The 25,860-nt window shown below is 38.4% G+C and carries 26 protein-coding genes and 1 pseudogene; 11 read left to right on the forward strand and 16 right to left on the reverse strand.

What is annotated here, in order from left to right; all coding sequences use genetic code 11:
- Positions 1-258: 258 nt before the first annotated feature.
- Positions 259-762 carry a sigma-70 family RNA polymerase sigma factor gene (locus tag ACZ5AE_RS16285; protein ID WP_464565551.1) on the forward strand — a complete coding sequence of 168 codons (504 nt, stop codon included), beginning with the start codon at positions 259-261 and terminating at the stop codon, positions 760-762.
- Positions 763-1,094: 332 nt separating this feature from the next.
- Here the strand turns inward: ACZ5AE_RS16285 and ACZ5AE_RS16290 are convergent, their stop codons facing one another.
- The 5 genes from ACZ5AE_RS16290 to ACZ5AE_RS16310 form a co-directional block, all read right to left on the reverse strand.
- Positions 1,095-1,310 carry a hypothetical protein gene (locus ACZ5AE_RS16290; protein WP_464565553.1) on the reverse strand — a complete coding sequence of 72 codons (216 nt, stop codon included), beginning with the start codon at positions 1,308-1,310 and terminating at the stop codon, positions 1,095-1,097.
- Between the two features lie 148 nt (positions 1,311-1,458).
- Entirely contained in the window at positions 1,459-1,752 is a 294-nt protein-coding gene (locus ACZ5AE_RS16295; RefSeq protein ID WP_464565554.1) for a DUF2442 domain-containing protein, read from the reverse strand.
- Positions 1,753-1,765: 13 nt separating this feature from the next.
- Complete coding sequence (locus tag ACZ5AE_RS16300; RefSeq protein ID WP_464565556.1) at positions 1,766-2,023, reverse strand: DUF4160 domain-containing protein; 258 nt, start codon at positions 2,021-2,023, stop codon at positions 1,766-1,768.
- A gap of 359 nt (positions 2,024-2,382) precedes the next feature.
- Positions 2,383-3,123, reverse strand: coding sequence for an HNH endonuclease (locus ACZ5AE_RS16305; RefSeq protein WP_464565558.1), 741 nt, complete (start codon positions 3,121-3,123; stop codon positions 2,383-2,385).
- A 289-nt stretch (positions 3,124-3,412) separates the two neighbouring features.
- Positions 3,413-3,739, reverse strand: a complete 327-nt coding sequence (locus tag ACZ5AE_RS16310; protein WP_464565560.1) for a nucleoside triphosphate pyrophosphohydrolase — start codon at positions 3,737-3,739, stop codon at positions 3,413-3,415.
- Positions 3,740-3,954: 215 nt separating this feature from the next.
- Between ACZ5AE_RS16310 and ACZ5AE_RS16315 the strand changes: the two genes are divergently transcribed.
- From ACZ5AE_RS16315 to ACZ5AE_RS16325, 3 genes are all read left to right on the forward strand, one after another.
- On the forward strand, positions 3,955-4,173 hold the full coding sequence (locus tag ACZ5AE_RS16315; RefSeq protein ID WP_464565562.1) for a DUF1659 domain-containing protein: 219 nt from the start codon (positions 3,955-3,957) through the stop codon (positions 4,171-4,173).
- Between the two features lie 139 nt (positions 4,174-4,312).
- Positions 4,313-4,531 (forward strand): DUF2922 domain-containing protein, encoded by a 219-nt coding sequence (locus ACZ5AE_RS16320; RefSeq protein WP_217036811.1) that lies wholly within the window; start codon positions 4,313-4,315, stop codon positions 4,529-4,531.
- 91 nt (positions 4,532-4,622) lie between these two features.
- Positions 4,623-4,760, forward strand: coding sequence for a YvrJ family protein (locus tag ACZ5AE_RS16325; RefSeq protein ID WP_213119625.1), 138 nt, complete (start codon positions 4,623-4,625; stop codon positions 4,758-4,760).
- Positions 4,761-4,905: 145 nt separating this feature from the next.
- Here ACZ5AE_RS16325 and ACZ5AE_RS16330 read toward each other — a convergent pair whose 3' ends face one another.
- From ACZ5AE_RS16330 to ACZ5AE_RS16345, 4 genes and pseudogenes are all read right to left on the reverse strand, one after another.
- Positions 4,906-5,892, reverse strand: a complete 987-nt coding sequence (locus ACZ5AE_RS16330) for an SPFH domain-containing protein (RefSeq protein ID WP_464565565.1) — start codon at positions 5,890-5,892, stop codon at positions 4,906-4,908.
- A gap of 24 nt (positions 5,893-5,916) precedes the next feature.
- On the reverse strand, positions 5,917-6,783 hold the full coding sequence (locus ACZ5AE_RS16335; protein WP_464565567.1) for a TPM domain-containing protein: 867 nt from the start codon (positions 6,781-6,783) through the stop codon (positions 5,917-5,919).
- Entirely contained in the window at positions 6,780-7,808 is a 1,029-nt protein-coding gene (locus tag ACZ5AE_RS16340) for a TFIIB-type zinc ribbon-containing protein (RefSeq protein WP_464565569.1), read from the reverse strand. The genes ACZ5AE_RS16335 and ACZ5AE_RS16340 overlap by 4 nt, the downstream gene beginning before the upstream one ends.
- A gap of 31 nt (positions 7,809-7,839) precedes the next feature.
- Positions 7,840-8,276 (reverse strand): annotated as a pseudogene (locus ACZ5AE_RS16345) (PspA/IM30 family protein); the annotation flags it as partial.
- Positions 8,277-8,797: 521 nt separating this feature from the next.
- On the opposite strand from ACZ5AE_RS16345, the gene ACZ5AE_RS16350 reads away from it, so the two are divergent.
- From ACZ5AE_RS16350 to ACZ5AE_RS16380, 7 genes are all read left to right on the forward strand, one after another.
- On the forward strand, positions 8,798-9,646 hold the full coding sequence (locus tag ACZ5AE_RS16350) for a hypothetical protein (RefSeq protein WP_464565571.1): 849 nt from the start codon (positions 8,798-8,800) through the stop codon (positions 9,644-9,646).
- 94 nt (positions 9,647-9,740) lie between these two features.
- On the forward strand, positions 9,741-9,932 hold the full coding sequence (locus tag ACZ5AE_RS16355) for a helix-turn-helix domain-containing protein (protein WP_464565573.1): 192 nt from the start codon (positions 9,741-9,743) through the stop codon (positions 9,930-9,932).
- 632 nt (positions 9,933-10,564) lie between these two features.
- Positions 10,565-11,080, forward strand: coding sequence for a competence protein ComK (locus tag ACZ5AE_RS16360; RefSeq protein WP_464565575.1), 516 nt, complete (start codon positions 10,565-10,567; stop codon positions 11,078-11,080).
- Between the two features lie 1,049 nt (positions 11,081-12,129).
- Positions 12,130-12,651 carry a DUF6431 domain-containing protein gene (locus ACZ5AE_RS16365; RefSeq protein ID WP_464565577.1) on the forward strand — a complete coding sequence of 174 codons (522 nt, stop codon included), beginning with the start codon at positions 12,130-12,132 and terminating at the stop codon, positions 12,649-12,651.
- 40 nt (positions 12,652-12,691) lie between these two features.
- Positions 12,692-14,047, forward strand: a complete 1,356-nt coding sequence (locus ACZ5AE_RS16370) for a DDE-type integrase/transposase/recombinase (RefSeq protein ID WP_464565579.1) — start codon at positions 12,692-12,694, stop codon at positions 14,045-14,047.
- Positions 14,040-14,840: an ExeA family protein gene (locus tag ACZ5AE_RS16375; protein ID WP_464565581.1), complete on the forward strand. Its 801-nt coding sequence runs from the start codon at positions 14,040-14,042 to the stop codon at positions 14,838-14,840. The genes ACZ5AE_RS16370 and ACZ5AE_RS16375 overlap by 8 nt, the downstream gene beginning before the upstream one ends.
- The gene (locus ACZ5AE_RS16380; protein WP_464565583.1) at positions 14,837-15,073 is read left to right on the forward strand and encodes a DUF5348 domain-containing protein; all 237 of its coding nucleotides are present in this window, start codon (positions 14,837-14,839) and stop codon (positions 15,071-15,073) included. The genes ACZ5AE_RS16375 and ACZ5AE_RS16380 overlap by 4 nt, the downstream gene beginning before the upstream one ends.
- Positions 15,074-15,187: 114 nt before the next feature.
- Here ACZ5AE_RS16380 and ACZ5AE_RS16385 read toward each other — a convergent pair whose 3' ends face one another.
- The 7 genes from ACZ5AE_RS16385 to ACZ5AE_RS16415 all read right to left on the reverse strand — a co-directional run bounded on the left by ACZ5AE_RS16385 (position 15,188) and on the right by ACZ5AE_RS16415 (position 25,782).
- Entirely contained in the window at positions 15,188-15,325 is a 138-nt protein-coding gene (locus ACZ5AE_RS16385) for a hypothetical protein (RefSeq protein WP_464565586.1), read from the reverse strand.
- A gap of 65 nt (positions 15,326-15,390) precedes the next feature.
- A complete protein-coding gene (locus ACZ5AE_RS16390) occupies positions 15,391-16,347 on the reverse strand; it encodes a hypothetical protein (RefSeq protein ID WP_464565587.1) in 957 nt (318 codons plus the stop codon).
- Positions 16,348-16,656: 309 nt separating this feature from the next.
- Complete coding sequence (locus ACZ5AE_RS16395; RefSeq protein ID WP_464565589.1) at positions 16,657-17,055, reverse strand: hypothetical protein; 399 nt, start codon at positions 17,053-17,055, stop codon at positions 16,657-16,659.
- 84 nt (positions 17,056-17,139) lie between these two features.
- Complete coding sequence (locus ACZ5AE_RS16400; protein ID WP_464565591.1) at positions 17,140-19,806, reverse strand: DEAD/DEAH box helicase; 2,667 nt, start codon at positions 19,804-19,806, stop codon at positions 17,140-17,142.
- Between the two features lie 5 nt (positions 19,807-19,811).
- Positions 19,812-22,427: a DEAD/DEAH box helicase gene (locus tag ACZ5AE_RS16405; RefSeq protein ID WP_464565593.1), complete on the reverse strand. Its 2,616-nt coding sequence runs from the start codon at positions 22,425-22,427 to the stop codon at positions 19,812-19,814.
- Positions 22,428-23,422: 995 nt separating this feature from the next.
- On the reverse strand, positions 23,423-24,337 hold the full coding sequence (locus ACZ5AE_RS16410; protein WP_464565595.1) for a hypothetical protein: 915 nt from the start codon (positions 24,335-24,337) through the stop codon (positions 23,423-23,425).
- Positions 24,334-25,782 (reverse strand): restriction endonuclease subunit S, encoded by a 1,449-nt coding sequence (locus tag ACZ5AE_RS16415; protein ID WP_464565597.1) that lies wholly within the window; start codon positions 25,780-25,782, stop codon positions 24,334-24,336. The genes ACZ5AE_RS16410 and ACZ5AE_RS16415 overlap by 4 nt, the downstream gene beginning before the upstream one ends.
- Between the last annotated feature and the right edge of the window lie 78 nt (positions 25,783-25,860).

Genomic DNA, 25,860 nt, shown 5'->3' on the forward strand with positions numbered 1-25,860 from the left:
TCCTAAATACCTTTATTTGCGATGAGTTAAATAAATACCATTTGAGAATCTTCCCCAATCTCAATTTATATACTTTTTGTCGAAACTTCTTAAAATCAGCTCCAAATTAGAAATAAGACAGTAGATTTTGCCATTTTGAGGGGGTAATTCCGCTCCAAATTAGAAATGAGTGGATTCGCTGAAATTAGGAATTCCCGCTATGGTAGAGATACCCGGGAATACAGAGGCATAAGCGCGCTTTCCTGAAAGGACCTAGCGTTGGAAAGCTTTGAACAGTTAGTCGAACAATATCAGCCAATGATTCACAAGATCATCCACTCTCTTCATCTATACACAGACCTGGAGGAATTTTACCAACTTGGCCTCATTTCCTTATGGGAGGCCAGCCAACGATTCAATCCGGAAAAAGGGAATTTTACAAACTATGCTTATTCATATATTAGAGGCAAGCTGCTTATGGAACTCAATAAGATGGCAAAAGTCCAGGAAAGAAGTTTTTGTCCGGAGGAGGAATTCTGGGAGGTGGCATCTGACTGCCGGCAAGACCCCTCTTTCGAAAAAGAAAACTTGTTATCCTGTTTGGAAATACTAACTCCGAATCAAGGGAAATGGCTTCAGTACACTCTCATTAATGGCCTATCCGTCAGGGAAATTGCCGAACGGGAAAGTGTAACGGTATCGGCTGTAAAGCAATGGCGGGAAGGAGCGCGTAGGAGATTGATGGATAACACGGTTACTTTTAGAGAAAATTTTAATGAATAGTATAAAAATTGTTCATATGTAGTTTCTGTTAAAAAAGACTGATCATTTTCCAATTTAAAATCAGTCTTTTTTCATTCATTATAATATTAAATCACGAGGTACTCCTAGATGCATGAAGCCGGTTCTATGATCTAAAAGCTGCTTCAATCTATAAATCAACGAACCTTCCAATTGATAAAGGGATACAAATTGAAGCAAAAGAACCGTCCCTCTGCCTCATTCATCTGCTTACAAAAATAGTATATTGTTTACTTACAAAATGTTTTAATTGCTCTAATTTTTCTTTAGTGTCGATTATTTCAAATGGAATAAAAACCTCATGTTTTTTTAATTTAAAGCTTCTCATATTCTGGATTGCCTATGTCAACATGTAGAATCAAACAGTTATAGCGCTTTTCACCATATAAGGTCGCAAACTTAGAATATCTTCTTCCAAAACGTAGGGGTGTATATCCTAACGATAAACTTTTTGTCGGAAGCGTGTAATTCATTTCACCTAATCTACTTAAAAATTTATGTAGTTCACCAAATACCTGCAATTCGTTCATTTTCTTCTCTCCTACTTCACGCTCTGGTTCTATTACCTGTTTAATTAATGTAGATATTCTAAAAAAATTGAGTATACCTAAAGGGCTACTCAATTTACACATTTTATACAAGAAACATGTGTACAGATTGTTGTTACTTTTCTAATACCTAAGCAAGCATAATATCATCTTTAATAATCTTCACAAGTTTAATTAAATCTTGTGCCTCAACCCCCTCAACATAAAGGCTGTCGGGATCAAAATCAATTTCACCGGGCCAAGTAACTGTATTGAAATCAGGATGAACATGGACTTTCTTAAAAAAGTCAGGCTCTTTAAGCTTTTCCGCTGTGCCATCCATATGAGGGTTCATATTAACAAACTTTTTCTTTCCATTACTAAAGTCAATTAGTAACCAGCCATCTAATCCATCAATAGCTGTAACGTTTTTTACTAAAACCATGCAGAAATCCCTCCTAATATAGGGGCGGAACCTTGTTTGGCTGACGTTTAGGTTTAGCCTGACAGTCATTCCAAGCGTCCATAATTTGCCCTTGATACTTATCTAACCATTCCAAAATATCTTTTTCTTTACTTCTAGGTAAAGGTTCGTCCCCTTTTAAATATTCACCAGTTTTTATCTCAATTCTGGTTATATAATCATTATATGCAACATGAAAATGAGGGGGAAGATGGTCGTTATAAAATACTGCTATCTTCATACCACCAAACATGCTTATAGTAGGCAACCCAAATACACCACCTTTACATTATATACCAAATTCTATAAAACGTATTCGTAAATAACCTTGCTCGTTCGGTCTCTCGGCAACAATACCCTATAAATATTTTGCACTCTATTCGCCAATATCTTCTACTCTACGAATATGTTATTAGTTTCATATTTTTAATCCCCCATTAGTTAAAATCTATGAAAATAAATCCATTTTATAGCAGCAACGAAGAGTGCAGTACATTTTCCCTAGAAAAATAGGTTGGTCCTTCTTGGTCACTTTTCCTGCCCAATTAAAAATGAATAAGTTTCAAAGAGTAAATCTTTGGTGAGATTCGTTAAATGTTCCTCTCTTCTTCCTTATAAAATCAGTTTCTTTGGAGTCCAAATATCAGTAAACCCATTTTCTGCCGAAAAATGATATAGCTCTTTAAGTTTATTACTAGAATAAACCTTCATATCCTCTCTTGTTCTAAGTTCGGGTATAGCAATTAAGGTTTCATTTCTATCCATTACCGTTTCTAAAAATAATTTGCTAGCCAATTTATCACTTTTAGATAAATTACAAGCACTACAAGCAATAACTAAATTCCAAAGCTGATCTGCCAGGACAAAGCTCCATGGAATAAAGTGATCCACATGTGCATTTTCCTTTCTAATGGCTTTTCCGCAATAAAAACACTTCCCATTATAGAAAGAGGAAAGAACCTGGTAAAACTGATCGAGAGATGACCTTTTAGAAACATTTTCAACCTTCAAAAGGAGATTGGTAGTGTCACCTTTTTCATTGAATTTTTCCAAAAATAAGGCAAGGTGGTAATTCGTTAAATAATTTAAGACCCGCTGGAACCTTTGCATAAACGAGTAAAATGTGCTATTCATTCTAAGTATTTCTTTTTGATTATCAAAATCATAAATGGTGCTGTGGGTATCTCCATATATTGCACCCATAACATTCATCTTGCATTTTTTCTTAACTTTATTGATAATTTCCACCTGCATTTCAGCAGAAAGTCTATCAAAAACAAGTGTTGCTGGGATTTGATATCTGGTCTGGACACCTAGCAGGATGTTCTGAACTTCTGCTTTTTTATCCGTCATATTGATCTGATTTAGATTATGGTGAATAACAAGATTCCAATAGATTTTGGCAAAACTCGAAAACAATGTTGAGTAATTCAATTCCAGTTTGCTATTTACATTATATAAGTTTTCTAACAACGATTTGATTAACACAAATTTATATGTGGTGGAATTCTTGGATTTCGATGAAAATATGTAATTAAAATGGCCCCAAATTTCTTTATCCGTTAAATAAGCGGCTTTCATTTCGCCCACTTGTAATTTATGACTCATATATTGTCACCTGCATCGATCTTTTACTTTAACTTTATTCATCTTCAACATCAATTAAAAAAATCCTATCTTTAAAGCCACCACGCTGCTCTAGCTTTCCTTTCCGAATTTCTTCAATTTGTTCAATGGAAATTCTATGAAAATCAGCAAGGGAATAAAAAATCTCCAACAAATCAGCTAACTCTTCCAATGTCTCAGTGTTTGTTGTGCTAGATACATACTCATCGAGTTCCTCGTAGCATTTCTCTTGAAGTGCCTTTATATATTCATCATCATTTAATACTTGAAAAGAACATTTCTTGCCCGTGCTTTTGATAACTTCTGGTATTTTGTCGCGGACCAGTTTATTATACAGTGGCATTTTTTCACCCCATTAAAATCCCTTTATTTCTCCAATTTCATTTACTTAATATAGGATTATTTTACCATAATAAAAAGTTTAATAAATTTAAATTTAAAAAATCAGTAGTCTTAGTAATGCATGAGAACCTTGCCCAAGGAAAAAATTAAATATTTCTAACCCTGTCCTTTTCACCTCAAAAGCACTAAATAAAAGGTGAAAGGAGGTGAACAACAATGGCACAAGCATTGTTAGAAGGTTCAAAGCTTCGGTTAGCGTTTCAGGTTGATCTTGATGAGCAAGGAAACCCAATCGTAAAAACCAAAACGTTTAGCAACATCAAAAAGGAATCAACTGCCGATCAGTTATTCCAGGTTGCACAAGCTATTTCTGCTCTATGCAACTACCCGCTAAACAAAACAGAGCGCAGCGACAGCACTGAATTAACTGCGTAACAACGGGAAGTAATTAGTCATGCAATGGGATGGTTCTTCTAATCTAAATCAACTAAGCTTCAAATCTAATATGCGGGTATTGAGTTGAAATTCGAGGAAATTGAACCGCCCCCATGCTCAAAGAAAGGAGGTGAAAGGAATGGCAAAAACATTGGAATTAATGTTTGGAACGGAATTCGGTAAAACCGCACGTATTGCGGTGGAAAACCCAAAGGAACCGATTGATGAGGCCGCTGTAAAACAGTCAATGGAACAGATTATTGCAGCCGATGTATTTACATCTGCCAGCGGACGATATGTTTCATCAAAAGGCGCGAGAGTCATCGACCGCAATGTGGTTGAGTATGAAATTGTCTAAGCTTAAAGCATTAATAATGTTTAAGAGAGAGGCCGGGATCATAACGAACGGCCTCTTTTTAAAATAATAATCAGAAAGGAGAAGAATGGTAGTGGATCAAATCATTTCATTCATCAACGAGGTAGGATTTCCCATTGTAGTGACACTTTATCTGCTTTATCGTATCGAGTCGAAGCTAGATTTAGTGGTCCAGTCGATACAGAGTTTACCTGAACGGATGAAGGTGTGAAGGTTTTATGCGACATGATGAATATAGCCAATTACCATGTTTTAGGGATTGTTGGCTTATTCATTAAACATATTAAACCTATATCACAGGGTCAGACCCCCATCGCGTTAAAGCTTTAGCGAATTGGGGGTCTGACCCTGTGGCCTTAAACAAGTTTTTTTCCGCAGTTGGGACAGAAATTAGATCCTTCGTTTTTTGTCCCACAATTGGGGCAGAAGTTCGGACGCTTTTGCCCTTCTGTCGACGCTGGTGCATCTGACGAAGGCGGTGCCGGTTGATTCTGGGGTTGCTGGTTCATTTGGTTCAGCATTTTACCCGCAATATTCATCCCCATCATCATCCCGGCCATATCTGATGCTGCCCCGCCGCCACTCATTTTTCCCGAAGCCATGCCATCTGTGAGCTCAATTTGCTGATAGCGGCCAACATCGCTGACCATGCCATGCGAAGCATTTTTATTAATTCGGTCTTGAATCTCTTTTGGATAGCTGAAGCTCATCACATTGAATCCGGTCACCGAGATGCCGCTTTTTAACATTTGCATATCCAAATCATCCTGAATACCTCTGGAAATATCGAAGGAATTGGCCTGTAGATTGAACATATCCTTTCCTTCTTTTGTAATCCATTTCATCAAAAGCTGGTCCAGGGCAGAGGTGATGCGAATTTTGACATCCTCCACCAAGTATTGCTCGCGTACGCCGGCAATTTGATCAATTAACGCAATATAATCCGCCACTTTAAAATTAAACGTTCCGTTTGCCCGGATTGGCATCCCGCCCGGAAGCCCCGGCGCCGGAATATTGATTGCGTTTTGTGTACCCCATTTCACGACAAATTCCTTCGTATTTACAAATAGCACTTCCACCCGCATGCCGCTGTTGAAGCCGAATTTGAACCCCTTTAAAGTCGATAAGAAGGGAATGATTTGCGATTCAATATCATACTCACCTTCGTCTTGGAAAACCCCTTCGATTTTTCCATTGTTGAAAAAGATAGCATCCTGGCCGGGACGAATAATCAAACGGCTCCCCTTTTTAATTTCACGATTGCTCCATTTATAGAAAATCATATCATCGCGAAATTCCTGCCATTCTACTACATTTGCAAATTGATTCTTAAAAAAAGACATCGATATCTACTCCCCTCCACTTTATTAGAACTTGCCTCTGCTGCCGCTGTGCGAGTGACCGCCCCCAGTGATTCCACCACCGCCGCTGCTGGTATTATTGGACGGTTTTCTTTGCCGTGTCACGGTTTGATGGGTAAAGGTATCATGCTTTCCAATTACTCTGGATTTATCATGATCCATATACGTCTGGGCATTGACCGTGACTCTTCCCCCGGAGCGATAAGCCATGATGGTCACCACGATACCTGCCACAACAAGGGAGGAAATGAGTTGAAACCACCATTGAAAAAAGATGTTTTCCACATTAGTGTTTTCATAGCTGTTTTGCCCATCATAATCGCCTCTGGGCCCATAGTCCGTGTATCCATCGGAGACACTGGTTGGCTCTTGGCCCATGTATTCATACGAAGTATTTAAAAACTGTGAAAACGCTTGAAAATAATGCCCAGCCGATAAATCTGGAGTAATTTGATTGCGAATCTGATCAAGCCTTTCATCATTCAAATACTGCTCGGCTTTTTTAAACCCAGCCAAGTAGATATCCCTCTCTCCCATATTAATTGCTAAGATCGCGGTATTTCCATGAGGTTGGTCATAGCCGGGAGCATTTTCATCATAGAAATCCTCGACATACTGGACGATGTCCTTCCCATCCGAGCCATTCAACGTAATGATGATAAAAGCGGTTTCACTCTGTCCTCCCAATTCCGCCGCCAATGTTTGCAATTCTGCAACTTCAGCTTCCGTCAGCAACTGAGCATGATCATAAATATAATTCGTCCGATCAAATTCTTGCGCTTTCGCAGTCTGAGGGAACCCGAATGGCAGCACCAGCGGAAGAATCAATAACAAGAAAAGAAGTCCTTGTTTTCGAAAATAATTCACACTCACCAAAAGCCACCTCCCATAAAATAGGCGACACATTTTAGCGCAAAGAAGGTGCCCACGGCAATACCGCTAAACCACGAAGCGACTTTACCCTTGCTAATCGGCGGTTTGCCGACTACTTTGCCCGTTTGTCCATTCATCGCAAAGTGATAATTGGAATGGTTATAATCATAACTTACCAGCCATACCGGCAATAGAACATAATCGCTTTTTCGGTTTTTTATATCAATCTGCTGATCCGTTATCCTGATAGAATGATAGCCTGATAATGTAGATTGAATATAAGATTCTATATACCCATCGATTTTGTCTTTCGCCCGTGGGAGCAGCTCTTCGTCTGAATAATTGTATTTCTCGGCCAGATAGCCAGCCAAATACGGGGTTTTAAAGTCCTTTAATTGGTCATACGGGTAAGGCTCCAATTTATCCATTAATTCATCATTCATCTTTTCCGATGCATCAACAGGAATTTTGACATAATCAAGATTAATATCTCGAAAAACATCATAATATTTCGTTTCCGTATAAATATAATCACCCTGAGTGTAGGTTCTGACCCTTGTGCCTGTTGCCTTTACCTGGACCTTGCTATTTAAGTCATACAGCCAAAAAGGGACGTACAGTCCTGTCATACTTTTGATTCTGTCACCAGTCATGAAGCCTTTTGGGGTAAGCAACCCTTTTCTGCACCATTTTTGAAACGCCGTTGTTGCCTGTTCCTTGCTAATGGAAAAAGGTATGACCTTTGCCGGTGCCAGATCTCCAGATAATCGGTCGGCAATCACCACACCCGCACCGCAGAAGCCGCAATGGGTCGCTGCCGTTTCCGCGTCAGTGATGAGCACGGCCCCGCAATTCTCGCAATGGTACTCCTTTGCTTCATCCTCTGAAAATCGCAGTGACTTCAATTCATCCGGATAATTTTCAATATTTTCATGCCGGCCGCAAGCTTCACAGGATAAATCTCCTGACTCTGCATCAAAGCTCATATCACTCCCGCAGCCGGGGCATTTATAATGAAGGATCATATCCCCTCACCCCTTTATTAAAACATAAAATGGCCACAAACCATTTTGCAATCAGGATCTTCTAGCGTGCTCCCATTCTTCAATTTCTTTCATTAGTTTATCATGCATTTGCTTCATTTGCAGGGAGTTTTGAGATGACAACAGGTGTGCATGTTGAAGTTCTGATAACTTGGCTGTCAGCAGCGCTTTTTTCTCGAGGAACTTCCTTGCGTCGCCCTCATTGCCTGCCTCCTGTGCCTTTGCTGCATAGCGCTCCATTTTATCCATCTCTTCCTGGCACTCATCCAGCTGCCGTTTTGCCCGCTGCTCTTCCGCCATCACCGACGCCGTTTCTGCTTTTACTTTTCCTAAATCCATTTGCAAATTTTGCACATACTGATCAATTAACTTCTCTGGGTCTTCATCCATATCCAACAACGCATTGATGTTGCTTTTCATAATATCTTTAAATCTTGCCAAAATACTCATCCCTGCCCATCCCTTCGAAAAAGTACCAATACAATATACTGTTTTATTTTCAAAAAGTTTCACATTTTACTTGCGCAATCCCGGCAAAATTATAGTAGGTATAGCCTATGAGACACGTAATAACCAAAGGGAAAAATTATGCAACATCCAAATTTTATTACTTTACTCAACGTTGACTTAAACTAAACCGTAGCTGGTAAGTTGAATCCCTGTTACTACTCATTGTTATTCTGCTCTATCCTACCAGTGTTTCAAAGGTATAGTTACTTTCTATTCCATTTCCCCCTCCATCTTCCATTTTCCTCCCGAATTAAAAAACTATCAAATCGGTACGAAAATCGTGAAATTGGCCTTCTCATTTCCAATTTGGAGCCGAAAATCGCATTTTCCTACCCAAATTCGCTCCAAATTGGAAATGAGTGAATTCGACTCTTTCTGCCAAACCCGATATCGTAAAGGTGCCAGAATCATAGAAAAGATGAATGGCCATATACAAACGATCATAAGGGTGGCGCATACATATGAGTTTAAAATCAGCCAGTATTGAACACTTTAACGAGTTTTCTCAATTTACTAGTCTCACTGAGTTTAACCACCACATCGAACAGTGGCTGCTTGATCACAAGGCCGACTTCTCCAAAGGAGAACTAGTAGGCTTAAAGCGTCTCGTCCGATTTGCCGCAAAGATCCCTGGTGTCTGCAATGCCAAAATCGGAACCCTTCTGAAGGCCATTCACGCGGAATTCCACGACAATGGCATTTCCCGTTCAACCTTTAAACGGATGGTCTTAAAAGCGAAGGAATTCGGAATCATCACCGTATATGAAACAGAGAGAAAAAACGGCTCACAAACTAGCAACCTGTATGTTTTTAATCGTTTTCCTACAAATGAACCACCTAAACCAGAAAAAATGAACCAGCCAATAGAAACTAGTAATCTTTTAAAAACTGAAAAAGATCAAAAGAATAATAAACGTAAAGAAGAACCGTTGGAATTAGATCATAGCTATGTTAGCAATCGTGTTCCAAGAGAATTTGTCCAGCTGGTAAAGTACTTTTATTCTGACGCAAAGACCATTGAGGAATTCTGGCACATGACGCAAATTGCTGCCTATAAATATAACAGTGAAAACGAAACAGATCAGATTCTTGAGATTGCTATTGAAGCATTTAAACAGCTGATTCGCAAATTAAAATTCACTAAAGCTGTCAGAAATCCAATCGCCTACTTTTATGGTGTTTTGCAGAATAAATTTATGCGCCGATTTTATGATGAGCTTGACGTAGAACATGGTGTTATACCGGGGCCTATGGCTAATGATTCCTGGATTCATAGTATGTTATTGGCTTATTATGAAGACAAACTTTAATAGATTATTTTTATAATAACTTTGGTACAAAATTTAGCAATACTACGTTTCTGTCGGCTATAGCCCGTGGCGCATTTTACATTCTAATTATGTAATGGTCTTAAAAAGGAGAATTCTCCTGAGAAAAGAAAAGGCCATTTACATAGGTGAAGTGATTAAAAGGATTTGTTTTGAAAAAGGGATAACACAGGAGGAGCTTGCTCATGACAGCAACCTGGATAGTGATTTAGAGACAAATAAAAAAGGTCCATCACTATTTATTGTCTTTAAACTTAGGAAAGGTTGACAGATGGAACCCGAAGAACTTGTAAAGGAAATTAAAGAAGCCGCAGAATTTTATCGCATTTCTGAAAAAGAAGAAACTAATTTTAACGTTAAAAAGTGAAAGCATGAACCTGAATAGCAAGTAAAATGATGCAATTATTTTAATATTCTCACAAACAAACAAACAAGACATAAATCGACTGTTTTTGACACAAAAAGTTACGAATTAGGCATTAAAATAATCCCAATTGTGTAATTTTTTGTGTTATTTTTTATTTGTAAATATTTTTTGAAAATAACAATAAATTTTCATCCAATGATTCAGCTATCTGTAAAAAAATTTATTAAATAATTACTTTAAGTGAACATACTGAGTTCCGCTCTTTATTCACCACGTTCAAACAACTATACCTATATTCTTTTGGAATAGTCGTATAGTTATAGTGATTCCTCTAGGTTCTTTTTATCATGTTATGCAAATGTGTTTTTGCTGGGAGGTGAGGTAAATGTGAGCAGCAAAAAAATAAACCAAGAGTAAATGTCCAGGACAGACGGTACTCTTGGTCTAATAAGTTAGCCGCAAACTAACTTATTGATAGTATACCTTTTTTCAAAGATTAATCAATCAAAAAACCTTTAAGGAGCGAAAATCCTTTGGATATTGAAAAATACTATATTATCAAACCTGATTTTATTCACATGTCAGGTTATAATGACCGAAATGGTAAGTGCTGCACTCTTGTTGAAGAATTACACAGAAAACTGGTTGTAGACCGTTCTCCATTAGAAATAATAGCAGATACCATCAGATGTATTGGTTTTGACTTAAACAGCGCGATTGCCAACGCCAAAGCGCTCCTAGGGAATATCCCGATGTGCCCTATCCAGGTGGATCCAATACATAACATTTGCATCTTTGCCACCAAATCAGCCAAAAACGAGGATGCCATGTGGTTTAATCCAAATCATATTGTTAGAACCAACGGCTATTATTTTAATACTCATCTGATACTTCGAAATGACAAAATACTCACAATCCCTGGTAAGGTATCATCCTTTAACAATAAATTGCAAAATGCGGAGCAATTAAGAAAAATTTCAAAGGCCATTGGAAACGATCCCATCGGTTTTCTGTTAGACCCTACGCGGTTCCAGTTGCAACATAGCTAACTATGATAACACCTACTTCCTATCATTTTGGTTTGCAGAAATAATAATAAATTGTTTCATTTTATTAAACTTCAGTTATAATATAAACAAGTACAGAATAAATTAAAAAAGACCGAACATGCGGTAACATGTCCGGTCCAGCAATAGACGGATCCCTCAGCAGGGGATCGGCATATTGGTAGGATAATCCACCCGAGCCGTCAACTCAAGGGTGGGTTATTTTTTTCGGTTAAATGACAGAATGCTTACGATTAAGCCAGCAAATCCAATCGCAAACATTAAAGACTCAAAAACTGTCACACAGCATCACCCCCCTTTCTGTTTAGGGGTGTGCCGACCACCCTTGAGAAACCCTATTCTATTGCACTTATAGTATATCACTCACAAGTCCTCAAGAGAACATACGTTTCAATGAATTCCTTGAAAATTTATAAGTAATTAAAAAATGCAAATTAAAAAAGGATACTGGAAATCCAGCATCCCTAAATTCAATCTCTACACCTTCTGCAGAACCTACTCCTCAAATGGAGAATCAAATACCTGTGTTTTATTCCTTGCTTCTTAGTATTTAAATCCTCATTTAACTTCATCAATACTGCTTCTACTTCTTCTTTATTAACGTTTGAAACAGCCTTTGCATATTCCAGATAACTCTTGAGCAGCTTAGGTCCATCATTTTTAGAATTAGTGACATCCAGCTCACTTGGTTCAATGCTGGTAACAATATGGATTTGCGTTTTTGCCCGTGAAATGGCAACATTTAAGCGGTTCTCTCCACCTTTCTGGCCTAATGTGCCAAACCGACGACTGATTCAAAGTGTATTGTTATTGCCTTTCCAAAATGACCGAAAGTTGACGGTGTTGCCTGTCCAGAATTAGACGGTTATAATGTCCATGTATACATAATTCGAAACATTTCGACATTTATAATTCTGGAGAAAGGAAAAAGACGCCTCCCATAATGTATATCTGCGCCAACAGATATACAGGAGACGTCCCCTAAAAAACCCATATGATTATTGTATCAGATTATAAATTAATTGAAAACAATGGAGTTTTTGGTTAGAGGTGCGGGGAGGATTCCTTCGCCCTGTTGCAGGAAAAGCATGAGCGTAATTGGTACTAGAGGAAGAAAATCAAGAGAAAGTTCTGGAGAGACAAAAGTATATAATATTCGGCGATTAGGGTGTGATCAATGCGGCCGGATTCATCATGAATTACCAGATTTCTTAGTTCCATATAAGAGATATAAGGCAGAGTGTATAGAGTCGGTTCTTACGAACCCTTCTACACATGATGTTCCAGCTGATGAATCTACTTTATTTCGTTGGTTTGATTGGTTTAATTATTTCGTAGATTACTGGGCTAATTGCCTCTTATCCATTGTGCTTCGAACTAAACAGGATAAGATCCCTTTGGATTTGACGTCCGCAAATTCAGAGACTGCACTTCATAGAATAGGACGACTGGTAGGGAATGCCCCCAGATGGCTGGAGAGAATTGTCCGTCCAATTGTGAATTTTAATTTATGGGTACAGACCCGTTCTGCATTCTTGTCCGAAGATAGCTGATTTACACTCATGATAATCACATATGTAGAGGAGTGTTATCATGAGAGATCAAAAAAAGGCAGAAGAAATCGCAGTACAAAGGTTCCAGCTCATTTCCCCTCTGTTGGCCGAAGGGGTAGATGCTGGAAAAGCAAAGGAATTGAAAAACCATATATGTAAGACCAGCGGTCTTTCTGAAAGAACCATTCGGCGTTACCTTGAGCAATATCGTAACGAAAGTTTTGAAGGGCTAAAACCAAAAGGAATCTCGGGTAAAATGAAAAAAGAGGCCATTCCCTCGTATTTGTTGGACCAGGCGATTCTCCTTCGAAAAGAAGCTCCTACTAGAAGTGTTGCACAAATTATTCAAATACTTGAGTGGGAGGGCTTGGCTACACCAGGTCAGCTAAAACGTTCAACTCTTCAAGAAAAGTTAACTGAAAGAGGATACAGTTCACGTCAAATGAGGCTCTACTCCCAAACAGGAGTAGCAGCTAGACGATTTCAAAAGCGTTTTCGTAACCAGCTTTGGCAATCGGATATAAAATTTGGACCTTATTTGCCTATTGGACCAAATGGCACGAAGAAGCAGGTCTACTTAGTCGCTATAATAGACGATGCGACTCGATTTATTCTACATGGAGCCTTCTATCCTACCCTTGATTCCAGGATTATAGAGGATGCGTTTCGAAACGCCATACAAAAATACGGCGTCCCTGATGCCGTTTATTTCGATAACGGTAAACAATATCGAACCAAGTGGATGTCTCGCACATGTTCCAAATTAGGGACAAGATTAATCTATGCAAAACCGTATGCGGCTGAGTCAAAAGGTAAAGTAGAACGCTTCAATAGAGTCGTAGATTCCTTCTTAGGTGAAGCTGCCCTAGAAAGGCCCAATTCTTTAGATCGATTGAATGAGCTTTTTCAAGTATGGCTTTCAGAGTGTTATCAAAATAAGTCACACTCCGCTCTTGGCGAGAACATTAGCCCTGAAACTGCTTTTCGAAGTGATAAAAAAGCACTTCGGTTTATTGATCCTGATAAACTAGCGAATGCTTTCTTGCATTGTGAGACGAGGAAAGTAGATAAGTCTGGATGCATTAGTTTTATGGATCAGAAATATGAAGTTGGCCTTTCTTTTATTGGTCGTCAAGTAGATGTTGTCTATGATCCTGCGGATTTGGAGGAGTTAACAATTGAATACGAGGGTTATTCCCCTTGGAGAGCAAAAAAGCTTGTGATTGGGGAAAGAGCCGGAAGGCGTCCAACATTGCCTTCACACCTTCAATCACTTGAAGCAGACTCTTCCAGACTACTTAAAGCAGCCGAACAGAAGCATCAAGAAAGAAAGATTGAACAAGCTCCAGCCCTATCTTTCCGTGCTGTTTGGAAGGAGGACGGCGAGGATGTTTGAAGCATTTTATGGAATGCATAATACCCCTTTTACAAGAGATGTACCTACTGCTCAACTTTATGATTCCATTACGATGCAAGAGGTTTTAGGTCGCTTAAAGTATACCGCGGAAAGGCAGCTATTTGCCGTTTTAACTGGTGATTGTGGTACAGGGAAAACAACCACGATTCGGAAATTTGTAGATGGCCTGGATCATGGGAAATTTCAAATACTATATTTATCCGACTCAAAGCTAACGCCTCGACATTTTTATAAAGGATTATTAGAGCAGCTAGGATCGGAATCGAAGTTTTATAGAGGCGATGCCAAACGGCAGCTTCATCGAGAAATCGAATTGATGAGAGGCATTCATGGGATTCAGCCTGTTGTCGTGGTTGATGAGTCACACCTTTTAGATCGCGAAATGCTTGAGGAAGTTAGATTTTTACTCAACTTTAAGATGGATGCACAAAGCCCAATGGCCCTTATCCTTGTGGGCCAAAGTGAATTATGGGATCGTCTGCGTCTTCAATCATACGCTGCCATACGTCAAAGAATTGATATTCAGTTCAAATTAAGTCACTATGATCGTGCACAAGTAGATGCGTATGTCTCACGACATCTAGAATATGCAGGAATTGACCAACAAATCTTTTCAGATGGTGCTTTGGAGGAAATTCATCGATTTTCTGGCGGAACCCCAAGGCTTATTAATAAAGTATGTACACACAGCCTTCTTTATGGAGCTCAAAATGGCCGTCGGATTATTGATGATCATATGATTAAGCATGTCATTCAGGGTGAACTGTCATGACGAACCGCTGGAAAGAAATGAAGTATAATGAGGATTTCGATTGTTGGGTGGTCTTCTGGGGTGATAATACAGGCTACAAGGTGCGCTGTGGCGATTGGTTTGATCTTCACCTCGGAGATGGAAGGAAGCTTTCTTGTCGTTTGGAACTCGGAAGAGATTGGTATATTATCGCCGGTAGGAATGATACAAAATTTTATTTGAAACAAAACGAAACCTATCAGGTTGATATTTAATTGAAGGGGAAGCTAAGGTCTTCCCCTTTCTTTCGGTCAAAATTTCCGTCAGATTTAGGACAAATGATACCGTCAATTTCTTGCCAAAATAGAACGTCAGTAACAGTGTATGCCTTATTCCGGTTCCGATTCAACCAGTTTTCCCCAGGCTGCTTTTTCCTCTTCACTGTTTATATTTCTTATCGAAATGTTTGATGCAATTGGAATAGAAACCTCAAGAGAGTTTACCACAAGGTCACTGGACCATATCATTCAGAATATTTGCTGGTTCATAAAGAATGAGTGAGAAAAATATATTAAAAGATGGTTATTCCCCTTCACTCACTACTAATCATTTCTGCTATCTTTATAGTTTGTAGTTCTTTTTGAACATTGCTTATTGAGGTAATACTACTCTTGGATCGTTTATCTAATTCATTAGGTAGCTTTTGAATCTTCTTTTTGGTAGCATCTAATTCCTTTTTTAAACTTTCTTTTATATTTGCCCCACTTTCAGAACTGTCTTCATTTTCATTCCAAAACTGAATTGCATTAAGCGTATCTTTCCCCATTTCCTGCATTGAAATATAAAGGGATCTAGCTTTATTTACTGTAATTAATACATGTGAAGATAGTTCAAAAACTTTTTGAGCTTCTATAGTAGTATTCCTTAAATCTTCAATCTGATATATCAAGTTAGAGTTTAACTCTTGTTCAATTTGAAATAACTGTTCCGTGCTTTTTTCTTTTTGATATTTTTCAAATAATAAATTTAACTTTTGATAGGAGTCACTCATCTCTTGTTTAATAACTGTTAATTTCTCCAATTCAGTTAATACGCTATCAATTTCATCAAGTTGAGTCTGCGCTAAATCTAACTTAGTGCTTATGTTATTTACAATAGAAAGATCAACAAAAGCGTTGACTCCTTTAACGACATTATTTACTGAGTCAACTTTGCCTATTACATCCCTTATAGGAGCTATATTTTCTTTTAGCCACTTAACATTTTCAACTAATAAATTTATATCCTGATTATATTTTTCTAGATCGCTAATTATTTTAGGTATTTCTGTTTCTATTACTTTTAACGAATTATTTCTAGCTTCCTTTACTTGGTTCTTCATGGTATTTAACTCTGTTGGGTCACCAACACTATTGTTTACAACTGCTTGACTAGCTGTATATCCGGTTAAACCTGAAATTAACATTGATGAAGTAATTGTAATAGGAAACAAATATTTTTGAAATACCTGTTTCTGGTTAGATAAAGCCCTCTCCTTCACCACTTCCATATGCGGTTCCTTCTTCCCAAATTATTTACATATTCAAAAACTAGCAGTTTACAAAATTCCTTACTTTTGTCCAGCATTCTTGCTCCACGACAAAAGTAGGGTGGTTACAAGTACCACCCTTAGATTTCCCAGTAACGTTTAATCTCATGGGCGCGAGCGTACAATTCATTACATCTAACCCATTAAAAAATTTATGTAGTTCACTAAATACTTGTAATTCGTTCATTTACTTTTCTCGATAGTATTAGCTTAAAAATCTGAAGTGCAGGCACCACTTTCTCCAAGAATGAAATCCTAAAACCTACATCTCTAGGATATTCGCAAATTCTTTTTAAGGAGGTAGACAAGGATGTCTATTTCCTCCTTACTTTTTACTAATATATCCGGATCAACATCTGCATTTCCAATTGTAAATCCATTTTGTTGAAGGGTATCTTGACTTTGTAGATGATTGAATAGGACAACATGAATATAACTATTATTTCTTCGTGGTGCGGCAGATAGTAACCTTTTTCTTGGTTTAACAGAGTAATAGTAATAGAGTACACCATATCCCCTTTTAGGATTTGGGTCTTCACTGATCATTTTTACTAGGTCAGTCTGCATCAGCTTCTCTTCCAGATATTCCATTAAACGTTCTGAGTCTACAGTAGCCTGATAAATTTTCTTGGTTTCGGATGTTATCCATCTGACATTATTTAAGAGCATTTTACCTTCTCCTTTTTCAAAAACTTTTGAAGTTCTTCTTCTACCCCTATAATCCTGCCACTAATATTGAGACCATTGTTATCTCTAGGTATTCGAAACATGAAGTTTACTAACCGTTAGAAATTCCTCCAGTAATTGAATACCACCCGCTTTATCCAGCGGTTCGTTGTTTTTCTCACAGATGGTCAAATGAGTACAGTTTGGACAACCGTTTGCACATGGACATGCCTTCAGAATTCCTAATCCTTTTTTAAAAATATGAAGCATCCGTTCTTCGATCGCTTCCATGATACCGGCACCGCCACCTCCCGTTTCATAACAAACGATTGTAGGCTTGTTGTCAAATTCCTTTGAGTTTGTTGACGACATCAAGGAGAAATCACTGTGAGAGCATTTGACAATCGTCGGAATCGCTGAGGCAATTGCATGTTCAACGACATGCAGCGCACCTTCCGAGACTCCTCCCGGAAACTGCACCCATAAACCTTCCGTTGTATACCGAACCGGGTACATATTACTCTCTTGAATGAGTTCCGAAGTTCCCCCGCCAAATAACTGTACCTTTTTATAACCAAACAAATGTCTGGTAATTTCCACTTGGCCTTGGCCAAGCTTGACCAAATCATGAATGGTGTTTTCCTTTACGACCTCCAGCACATGAAAGGAATCAAAGATTTGCGATCTAGTGGTATAGTCAGCTTTTATGGGAAGTGCCCAAATTTCATTTTTGCTGTGTAAAATTCTGGTCACCTTATAAGTCTTCTGATTATAGAGGAATACCGCACCCAAATGATAATCCCGCAGTAACGACCGCTCATCGACCCCTTCATAAAGGGTTTCATTCGTTAGTCCTTGATTGTGAATCACATTGTACAATTTGCCGCTGCTTAATAGGAAATTATACTTGATTTCCGGGTCCACTAATTTCCATGTACCTTTTGACACTTCCTTCATCTTTTCGAGAAAACCATCCGCTTTCCGGGCAGCGGAAACTTTAAAAAAGTTATGCGGTGAGGAGATGGTCCCGTTCAGTTCATGTGTGGCATATTGCAAATGTTCTGAGACAATATTGGGGTTGGAGACATCAATGGTGACATGTTCCGCTTCCCGTTCCATGAATTCCTTCGGATTGGCAGCATAATATTGCTCCAACGGATCCTCTTGGAAAATTTGAATGACGAGGCCAGGTCCTTTTCGACCGACACGCCCGGCCTGTTGCAGGAAGCTTGCCTTGCTTCCCGCATAGCCGATCATGAAGCACAGATTCAAATCGCCAATATCAATGCCCATTTCCAGTGCGGAGGTCGAGACAATCCCCACCAATTCGCCCTTTTTCAATTTATCCATGATTTCCTGCTTTTTGTATGCGTTCAACTGCGCATGAAAAGGTGAGAAAAGTTCGGATGGTATGTCCACCCCATTCGTTACCTCCGCCAACCTCGAACGAATCGCATTATTTAAATCAAAGCTGGCTGTCGTAGTAGCCCTACGATTTCCGTAAAAGAAAATCGTTTTAGGCAGCATTTTGTATGTTCCGGCAATGGATTTAAGAATTTCAAGGGCCTCTGTAATCGGCGCTCTTCTTGTTCGGTTATCGGATTTTTGCTCAAGCAATCCGGGATTCCATAATAATATTTCCCGTTCATAGGAGGGGCTTCCGTCCTGTTGAATTAAGGAAAATCCATTCCTCCCCTTCAGCCCAGTTATTTCCTCCGCTAATTCTTTTGGATTTCCAATCGATGCGGAACAGGCAATAAACTGTAAATCGGTATTCCCCAATGCCTTGCATACGTTCCGCAGCCGGCGCATCAGCATCGCCACTTTGGAGCCCAATACCCCGTTATAGGCATGTAGTTCATCAATAATGACATATTTTAAATTTTTGAAAAACCTTCGGCAATATTGTTTATTCTTATGGTAATGGGCAGGTCCTCTAAGTAGGAAATGCAAAAAATGAACATTGGTTAACCAGTATCGGGCGCTTTGATAAGTTAATTCCTTTACCGAATCAGACCCTCGCTCTAAGACTCCGGCACCAATCTTTTTATCGCCAAGTTTGATCGTTTTATAACCGAAAGATGATTCTGTTAAACTACTCTCATCATCAAATGTATCCAATGACTGAAGCTGATCCCGTGTTAACGCCTTTAATGGTGATAAATATAAGACGGTTGAATCATCATTTTCAATAAATGACTCAAGAATAGGAATTGTATAGACCATGGATTTACCGGAAGCGGTTCCCGTAGTAATGACCACATTTTCCCCATTTCGTACCTTGTTAATCGCGTCCGCCTGATGAGAGTATAATTGGGCGATTCCTTTTTGTGCTAATTTTTCCGTCAGAATCTCAGGCAAAGGTTTCTCCAAATCTCCAAAAGTCGCTTCCCTTGCCGGAACTGAATATTGTTCGACAGTGGAGCCTAATTTCGCTCCCACCTTTTTTACCCCATCGATGACATCCTGAATAGGGTAATCCTTAAAAGACCAAGTCTCCATGCGGATATCTTTGAACATAACTTTTTCATCTGGAGTCAGAAACTCTTCATTAATGATGGTTTGACAGCCTTGACAATAGATTCCATCCTCAAGCAGCAGCCCATCCCATTCATCCCACTGATGCAGATGAATACCGTTGCTAGGCTGTTTAATTTCTCTTTTATAAGGTGTATCTTTATACTTTCTGCTAATTTGAAAAAAGTTAACTTGTCTAGCAGTTGAATCGTGACAGTTTAAACAAACTAACGGCATGATATCTAAACCTCCGCTCCATTACTTGTAACACTTTCCGCAATTATTTTGAGTACTTGTCTTCCCCCGACTTTGGATAAATGATCATTATCCTTCCCAGGATATTGGATGCAGGAAGGACAACCTCCCACACAGGAGCAGGTTTCCAATAAATTCAAGGCACTGACAGAAAGCCTATCGAGGTGCTCTCCAATGGCTTTCGTTACCCCCATACCGCCTGATTGATTACCGAAGAATCCAATGACCGGGTTATTGCCAAACCCAGACATCGACAAGCCGGAGAAACTGGAAATGTCGTTGCCATCGCAAATAATTGTATCCGGGATGACCGACAATAGGACGTGCTCGGCTGCCCGAATCGACCCGTCCAGCTTTTCCTGGGTGCAGTCAGAGCCAAGCGTAAGTTTCAATTCATTAATGATGTCTTCCCCTAAAACGATCCAAAAGCCTTCTGATTCAAAATTAGCGACCAGCGGATTGTCGAGGGCTACTTTTTCTTGAATTTTTTTGCCAAAATAGTTTTTCGCAAACCCGAAAACAGAGCGTTTGATGTTTAAGACACCAGTGGATTGGACCATTTCGTCCATATCAATGGTCTGCTGCTCGTCCGCAATACTGATAGAATCCTTAAACATGGATTGTGTATAGTACTCTAACTCGCCTCTAATCGGAGCTACAATAATTTCATGTTTTTTCCGATTAATACTGTCGACACGATAACCCTTTTCGTTGGCATTCCAATAAACAGCGCCTTCATGAAAATCACGAAGAGCGGTCCATTCATCCACGTTATCAAGAAGCACTTCATGCTGTTTGTTAGTGACAACCTTGTAATTGATAGTGGAGCCAGATCGCAGGTTGCATCTTTCTCCTATTTCTCCTGCTGGGATTTCACCCAATAGCAGGTCGGCCAGCCGCTGGTCATTCACAAAAAACAGGATATCTTCAATAGTAAGGTCACGTCCCAATTCCTCCTGAAGATACTGTAAATGCAATTTTAATAAGCTTTCATTTTTCGGGTCGATTCTGACAACCTCCGGCGGCTTCTCCAAAAAGATTTTCGGATTTTGCATATAGTACTGCTGAAGCGGCTCATCCTCAAAAAGCATCACTGCTACGCCTTCTCCGTTTCTACCAACTCGGCCAATTTGCTGGGAAAAAGCCGCTTTGCTTCCGGGATAACCGCTAAGAATTGCGAAGCTTAAATGGCCAATATCAATTCCAACCTCAAGCGCGTTGGTTGCAATCACCAGATGGACATCACTGCGTTTAATCGCATGAATCACCTGTTTCCGTTCATCTACGGCCAGCATGCCATTATAAAAAGCCGCTAGCTGAACACCACTGACACTTTCCCGATTCAAGCGCAATTTTTTCCGTAAAACATCCTTCATCGACCTGGCGGTAACCTTTCCCTGTAAGCGGGAACCCTGAAACATAATGGTGCGGATGACGCGTTTATCGTGAACAAGGATATTTTCGGCAATGGATAACGCATCAGATACAGGAGCTTTCCGCTCGCCAGTATCCAAGGTGACGCCAGGATTCCAAAACACAATATGCCGATTTCTTTTGGCAGAGCCATCATTGTCAACTAGCGCAAAATTCTGTTTGCCCGTCAGCTCTACTGCCAGCACTTCCGGTTTGTCAATCGTCGCTGAACAAATAATGAACTGAATGTTGGGATTGCCCAGTTCCTCGCAAACTTTCTGCAACCTGCGAAGGACAAGAGACACATGGCTGCCAAACGCTCCTCTGTATAAATGCATCTCATCAATTACGATATATTTTAGATTTTTTAATAGATTGACAATCTGTGAAGCTGATTGATAATTACCTTGCACCTGCTTAAGCAAAGAATGATGGATCATATCCGGGTTAGTAAAAAGAATCCGCCCATTTTTGATCAGCCGTTTTCTGGAGCCTGGCGGTGTATCGCCATCAAGCCGGCCATAGGTAAGATAGCTTGAGCCTAATTTAATCGTCCGCTCAAACCACTCATCTTGCTCCAATTCCTCATCAGGGACGATTTCTTCCGTCCAACGATACAGTTGTTCAACCTGGTCGTCAGCAAGTGCTTTAGTTGGGAAGATGTATAAAGCCCGGGCATCAGGGTCTTCGAGCAAGCCTTGCAGCACTGGCAAATTAAAGGAAAGCGTTTTTCCCGATGCGGTTTGCGTGACCAATACGACATCCTTCTTTTCCCTTACCGCATTATAGGTATCCGCCTGATGTGTGAATAATGAGGTGATATTCATCCTTTTCAACGCAGCATTTAGGCTTTCAGGCAGTTGTTCCGTAATGGTTCCATACACAGGCTCAGACTCTGGAATCGAATGTACATAAACTTCAGCCCGTTCTTTTTTGCTCAATTCAGTTAAACGGTTGATAATTTCCGATGAGTTAAATTCGCTAGAACTAACCCCTGGAATTCGTTTGTCTACTAAAACAGCACTTTCTTGAGGGTCCAACCCAATTTCACTATGACACTTGGGACAATAAACCCCCTCTGGGCAGTGCTCGAGCCAGCCCGTCGAATCATCTAGGTTCTGCCACTGATTGGGTGATAGTGCTGCGCCCACTCTATATTCTACTAATCTATATTCGCCTTTCGATAACACGCGACGACTAAATTGAAACCCCTTTAACAACGAACCACAACTACACTGTAAAAAAGCCATAAATATTCCCCAATCCCTTCATTGCGTAAATACTTCTGGATAAATTTTTAAAAATTTATCTTCATCAAATGAATTTTTAATTATTTTGTAAAACGAAATATATAACATATTCGTTATAATAGGATAATAATCCTGTTTCTTTAAATAAAATTTAGTTAAATTTACTTAGATGCACTTAACCTTCGGTATCCCTCTTCAACTCTCTTTATGTCAATTCTAACAGTTTTATGGAATTTAGAATGACCAAAATTGGCGAAACTGGATTTATTCTCCTAAACAAATTAAAAATAAGTAAAAATTGGACATGCGATACCACCCAAACTTAGGTGCATCTGTATGGCAAAAACAAAAAAGAGCCAACTATTCTTAGAATAATTGACACTTTCATTAGTGATATTTGTGAAGTAATTCTGTGAAGCAAGATCTTTTGGGTTCAGGCACGGGAGTACGAAAATAGTACAGATAACCTTGAAGAATCCTTTTTTGATCCCCCATACTGTCATTAATGGCTATACATAATGGCATGACTGGCTGGATTTTTTGAAGGCATTAGGGTACTTTTCTGTTAATTCATTTGGCTAATTTAGAAAACCAAAAAAAGCTAAAAAAGTACGGTTCCTTGTTTGTTTAAAGCGAGTTGGATACATTTCTTTCCTTTCAATACCGGTGGTCGGGGTCGAAAATAGTTTAGAAATACCTTTTTAATAAGAATTGGCTGTAGTGATGTGTAAAAATTGTGTAAAATGAATTGGAAGTGTAAATATTGAATACAGGTACTCATATTAGTCACCAACTCATAATAATCATACAATTTGCATCAGATCTCATATTTCTAAACAGTAGAATATATGCTATCCAATCCCTATCTTTGAGATTATCGATCATTACAGCTGTTACATCTTTTAATTTCTATTCTATTATTTATTAACAGGTTTTTAAGCCATTAAACAATCTAATAAGTAGTCTATCCTGTCAGGCATAATTTCTTTACACTCTTTAGCCTTTTCAAAATCCATGTATTCTGGGTGTGCTGATGGATTTCGATAATCATTTACAATCTGACTTATCTTTGCCATATAAGTAGCACTCAAAAGATTTCCTGAATCATATTCTCTCGATAAATAGGCATCAAAATCTTGAAGGAGGGGGCTATTCCCCAATACATCTGCTCGTTTGAGCAATGATAGAATCGTATTCATTTGCCCTAAAGTATATTCAGGCTTTTGTGTTCTTTGTGCCTTTTTAACTGCCTTTGCGAATATTCTTGTATTTTTATTAGCACTATCAGCTACTAGAAATCTATGAATATTAGTGCCTTGTCTACAAATTAAATCCAAAGTGTATTTTTTAAAAACTTTAAGTAAAAACTCATTCTCTATTGCCCTACATAACTCTAGAATTACTGGAGAATAATCTGCATCAGTTAGCTTCTGCAATTTAGAGAAAAGGTACTCAGCTATAGGAATAAATTTACGAGTTAAATCATCGAGCATATCCCAATTACAATAGTTGCTCTGGCTTAGCAAATAATAATCTTCCAAATCTTCCGCATCTATGTGTTGTTCGATACGCTCTAATTTCAAATTCATCAAGATTATCTTTTCTTCAAATCCACGGGTCTCGGTTTTGAGTTCATCAAAACTTATTAGTAAATCTGATAATTGTTTTCCTATATTATCTATTTTCTCTTCAATTCTTTTTCTGTAACTTTGAAGCCCTTCCACTTCTCGACTGATTCCATCAAGAGTGACTCCGTGTCCATCTAGCTTCTTTTCAATGGCTTCTAGAACTTCTAGTTTTCCATCAATTTCTCCTATAACATCTAAAATAAATAATAAGTCTTCATTCATTTGTTACTTCCCTCACTTTCAATCAACTCAAGAAGATGATTTTTGGAAGGTATAGTTTGAACTGTAACCTTCTTATTCGTCTGGGTTAAATACAGGTCAAACTTGTTTAAATTCGTAAGAATGAAAAGTGGGACATCTTTACATTGTTGTAGTTCCGTAATCCTATTTAACCATTCGGGAGAGGTCATTCTATTGGATACCCTTACTTCTACAATAGCAACCACTTCTTTATCATTCTTTAAAACTATGTCCGGTATATATTTCTTACCCGCTCTAAGATTAATAGCTAGATTACCATCATTAGAAATGATATCATTTTCATCCCATCCAACTGAAAGAAACATTTCTTTAGTTATCATTTCAGCCTTACTTCCAATTACATTAGTATCTATATATTCAGCTAAATCACTTAAACCCTTTCTATCCAATTTATCAATGTTCATCATTTCAAACATTGTTACATTATCAAATATAGGTATTCTTAATTCTTTGATGTTTTTTAAATTAATAGACCTTATTGTGGTTCCTGTCTCTATCATTTCTAATTGTTTCTTAAAAATAACTTTTCCAGCTCTACTGCAAAGGTAGTTGTACAAATAATCTTCTGGTATTTCTAGAGCTCTTATAACAATAAAACCATTAGACGCAATTGCTGGACAATCACTTTCTTCAACTTTTGCTATACGTTTCTCACCAAAATATTTAGAAACAAGAATATCACCTGGAAATAAAATTTGCCTAGCATATCTTTCTACAAATTCACTTTTCACAAATTCACTTGGAACTATCTTTCCGTCTATTAGATTTCGTGCTCTTAAATATGAAAAGTCTCCCTCACTTCCACCTAATTCTTGTATAGGAACACTTTTCCCAGTAAATAATTCAGCTATTTCATCTAGTGTCTTTGTTTCATACTTATCTAATATACTATCAATTTTTTTACTCTCTCCATTGTAGAATTCTGGCATAAGATTAGACGAATCAACAAATGTAGTATAATAAATTTTATGTTGGTGATTTATGTGATCTTCTGATATGACCAATTTTATTACTTCCTCAATACTATTGGCGGAAGTTAACCATGTCTTTCCATTTTTATTATCTAAAATAATTAAAGCCATTGGTATAAAAGCAAAATCAAATACTGTGTTTTTTAAAGTAACTACGCCTTCAATATGAAAATTATTTATTATATATTCTCTGTTACTTTTATGTTTCATACCGAAAAGAACGGCTGCAGGAACTAAAACAAAAGCTACACCTTCTGACGTTAGTGCATTTGCTAACTGTTTTAGTTTTTTTTCATTTTCTTGAGTATTATTCCAACACTCCATCATAACAGCATCATATTTATTACTCGGTGAAATTTCATTAAAATCAGATAAAATATTGGACGAATGTATTGTCTCGGCTATTTTCTTTAGTAATATATTAGTATTGTTCACACAAAACCTCCTAACTTCACTAATGATATATGGGTGATTAAAATGCATTTTCAAATCAAAATGAAATATTCCAAAAAT

Source organism: Neobacillus sp. S1227 (assembly GCF_055385255.1).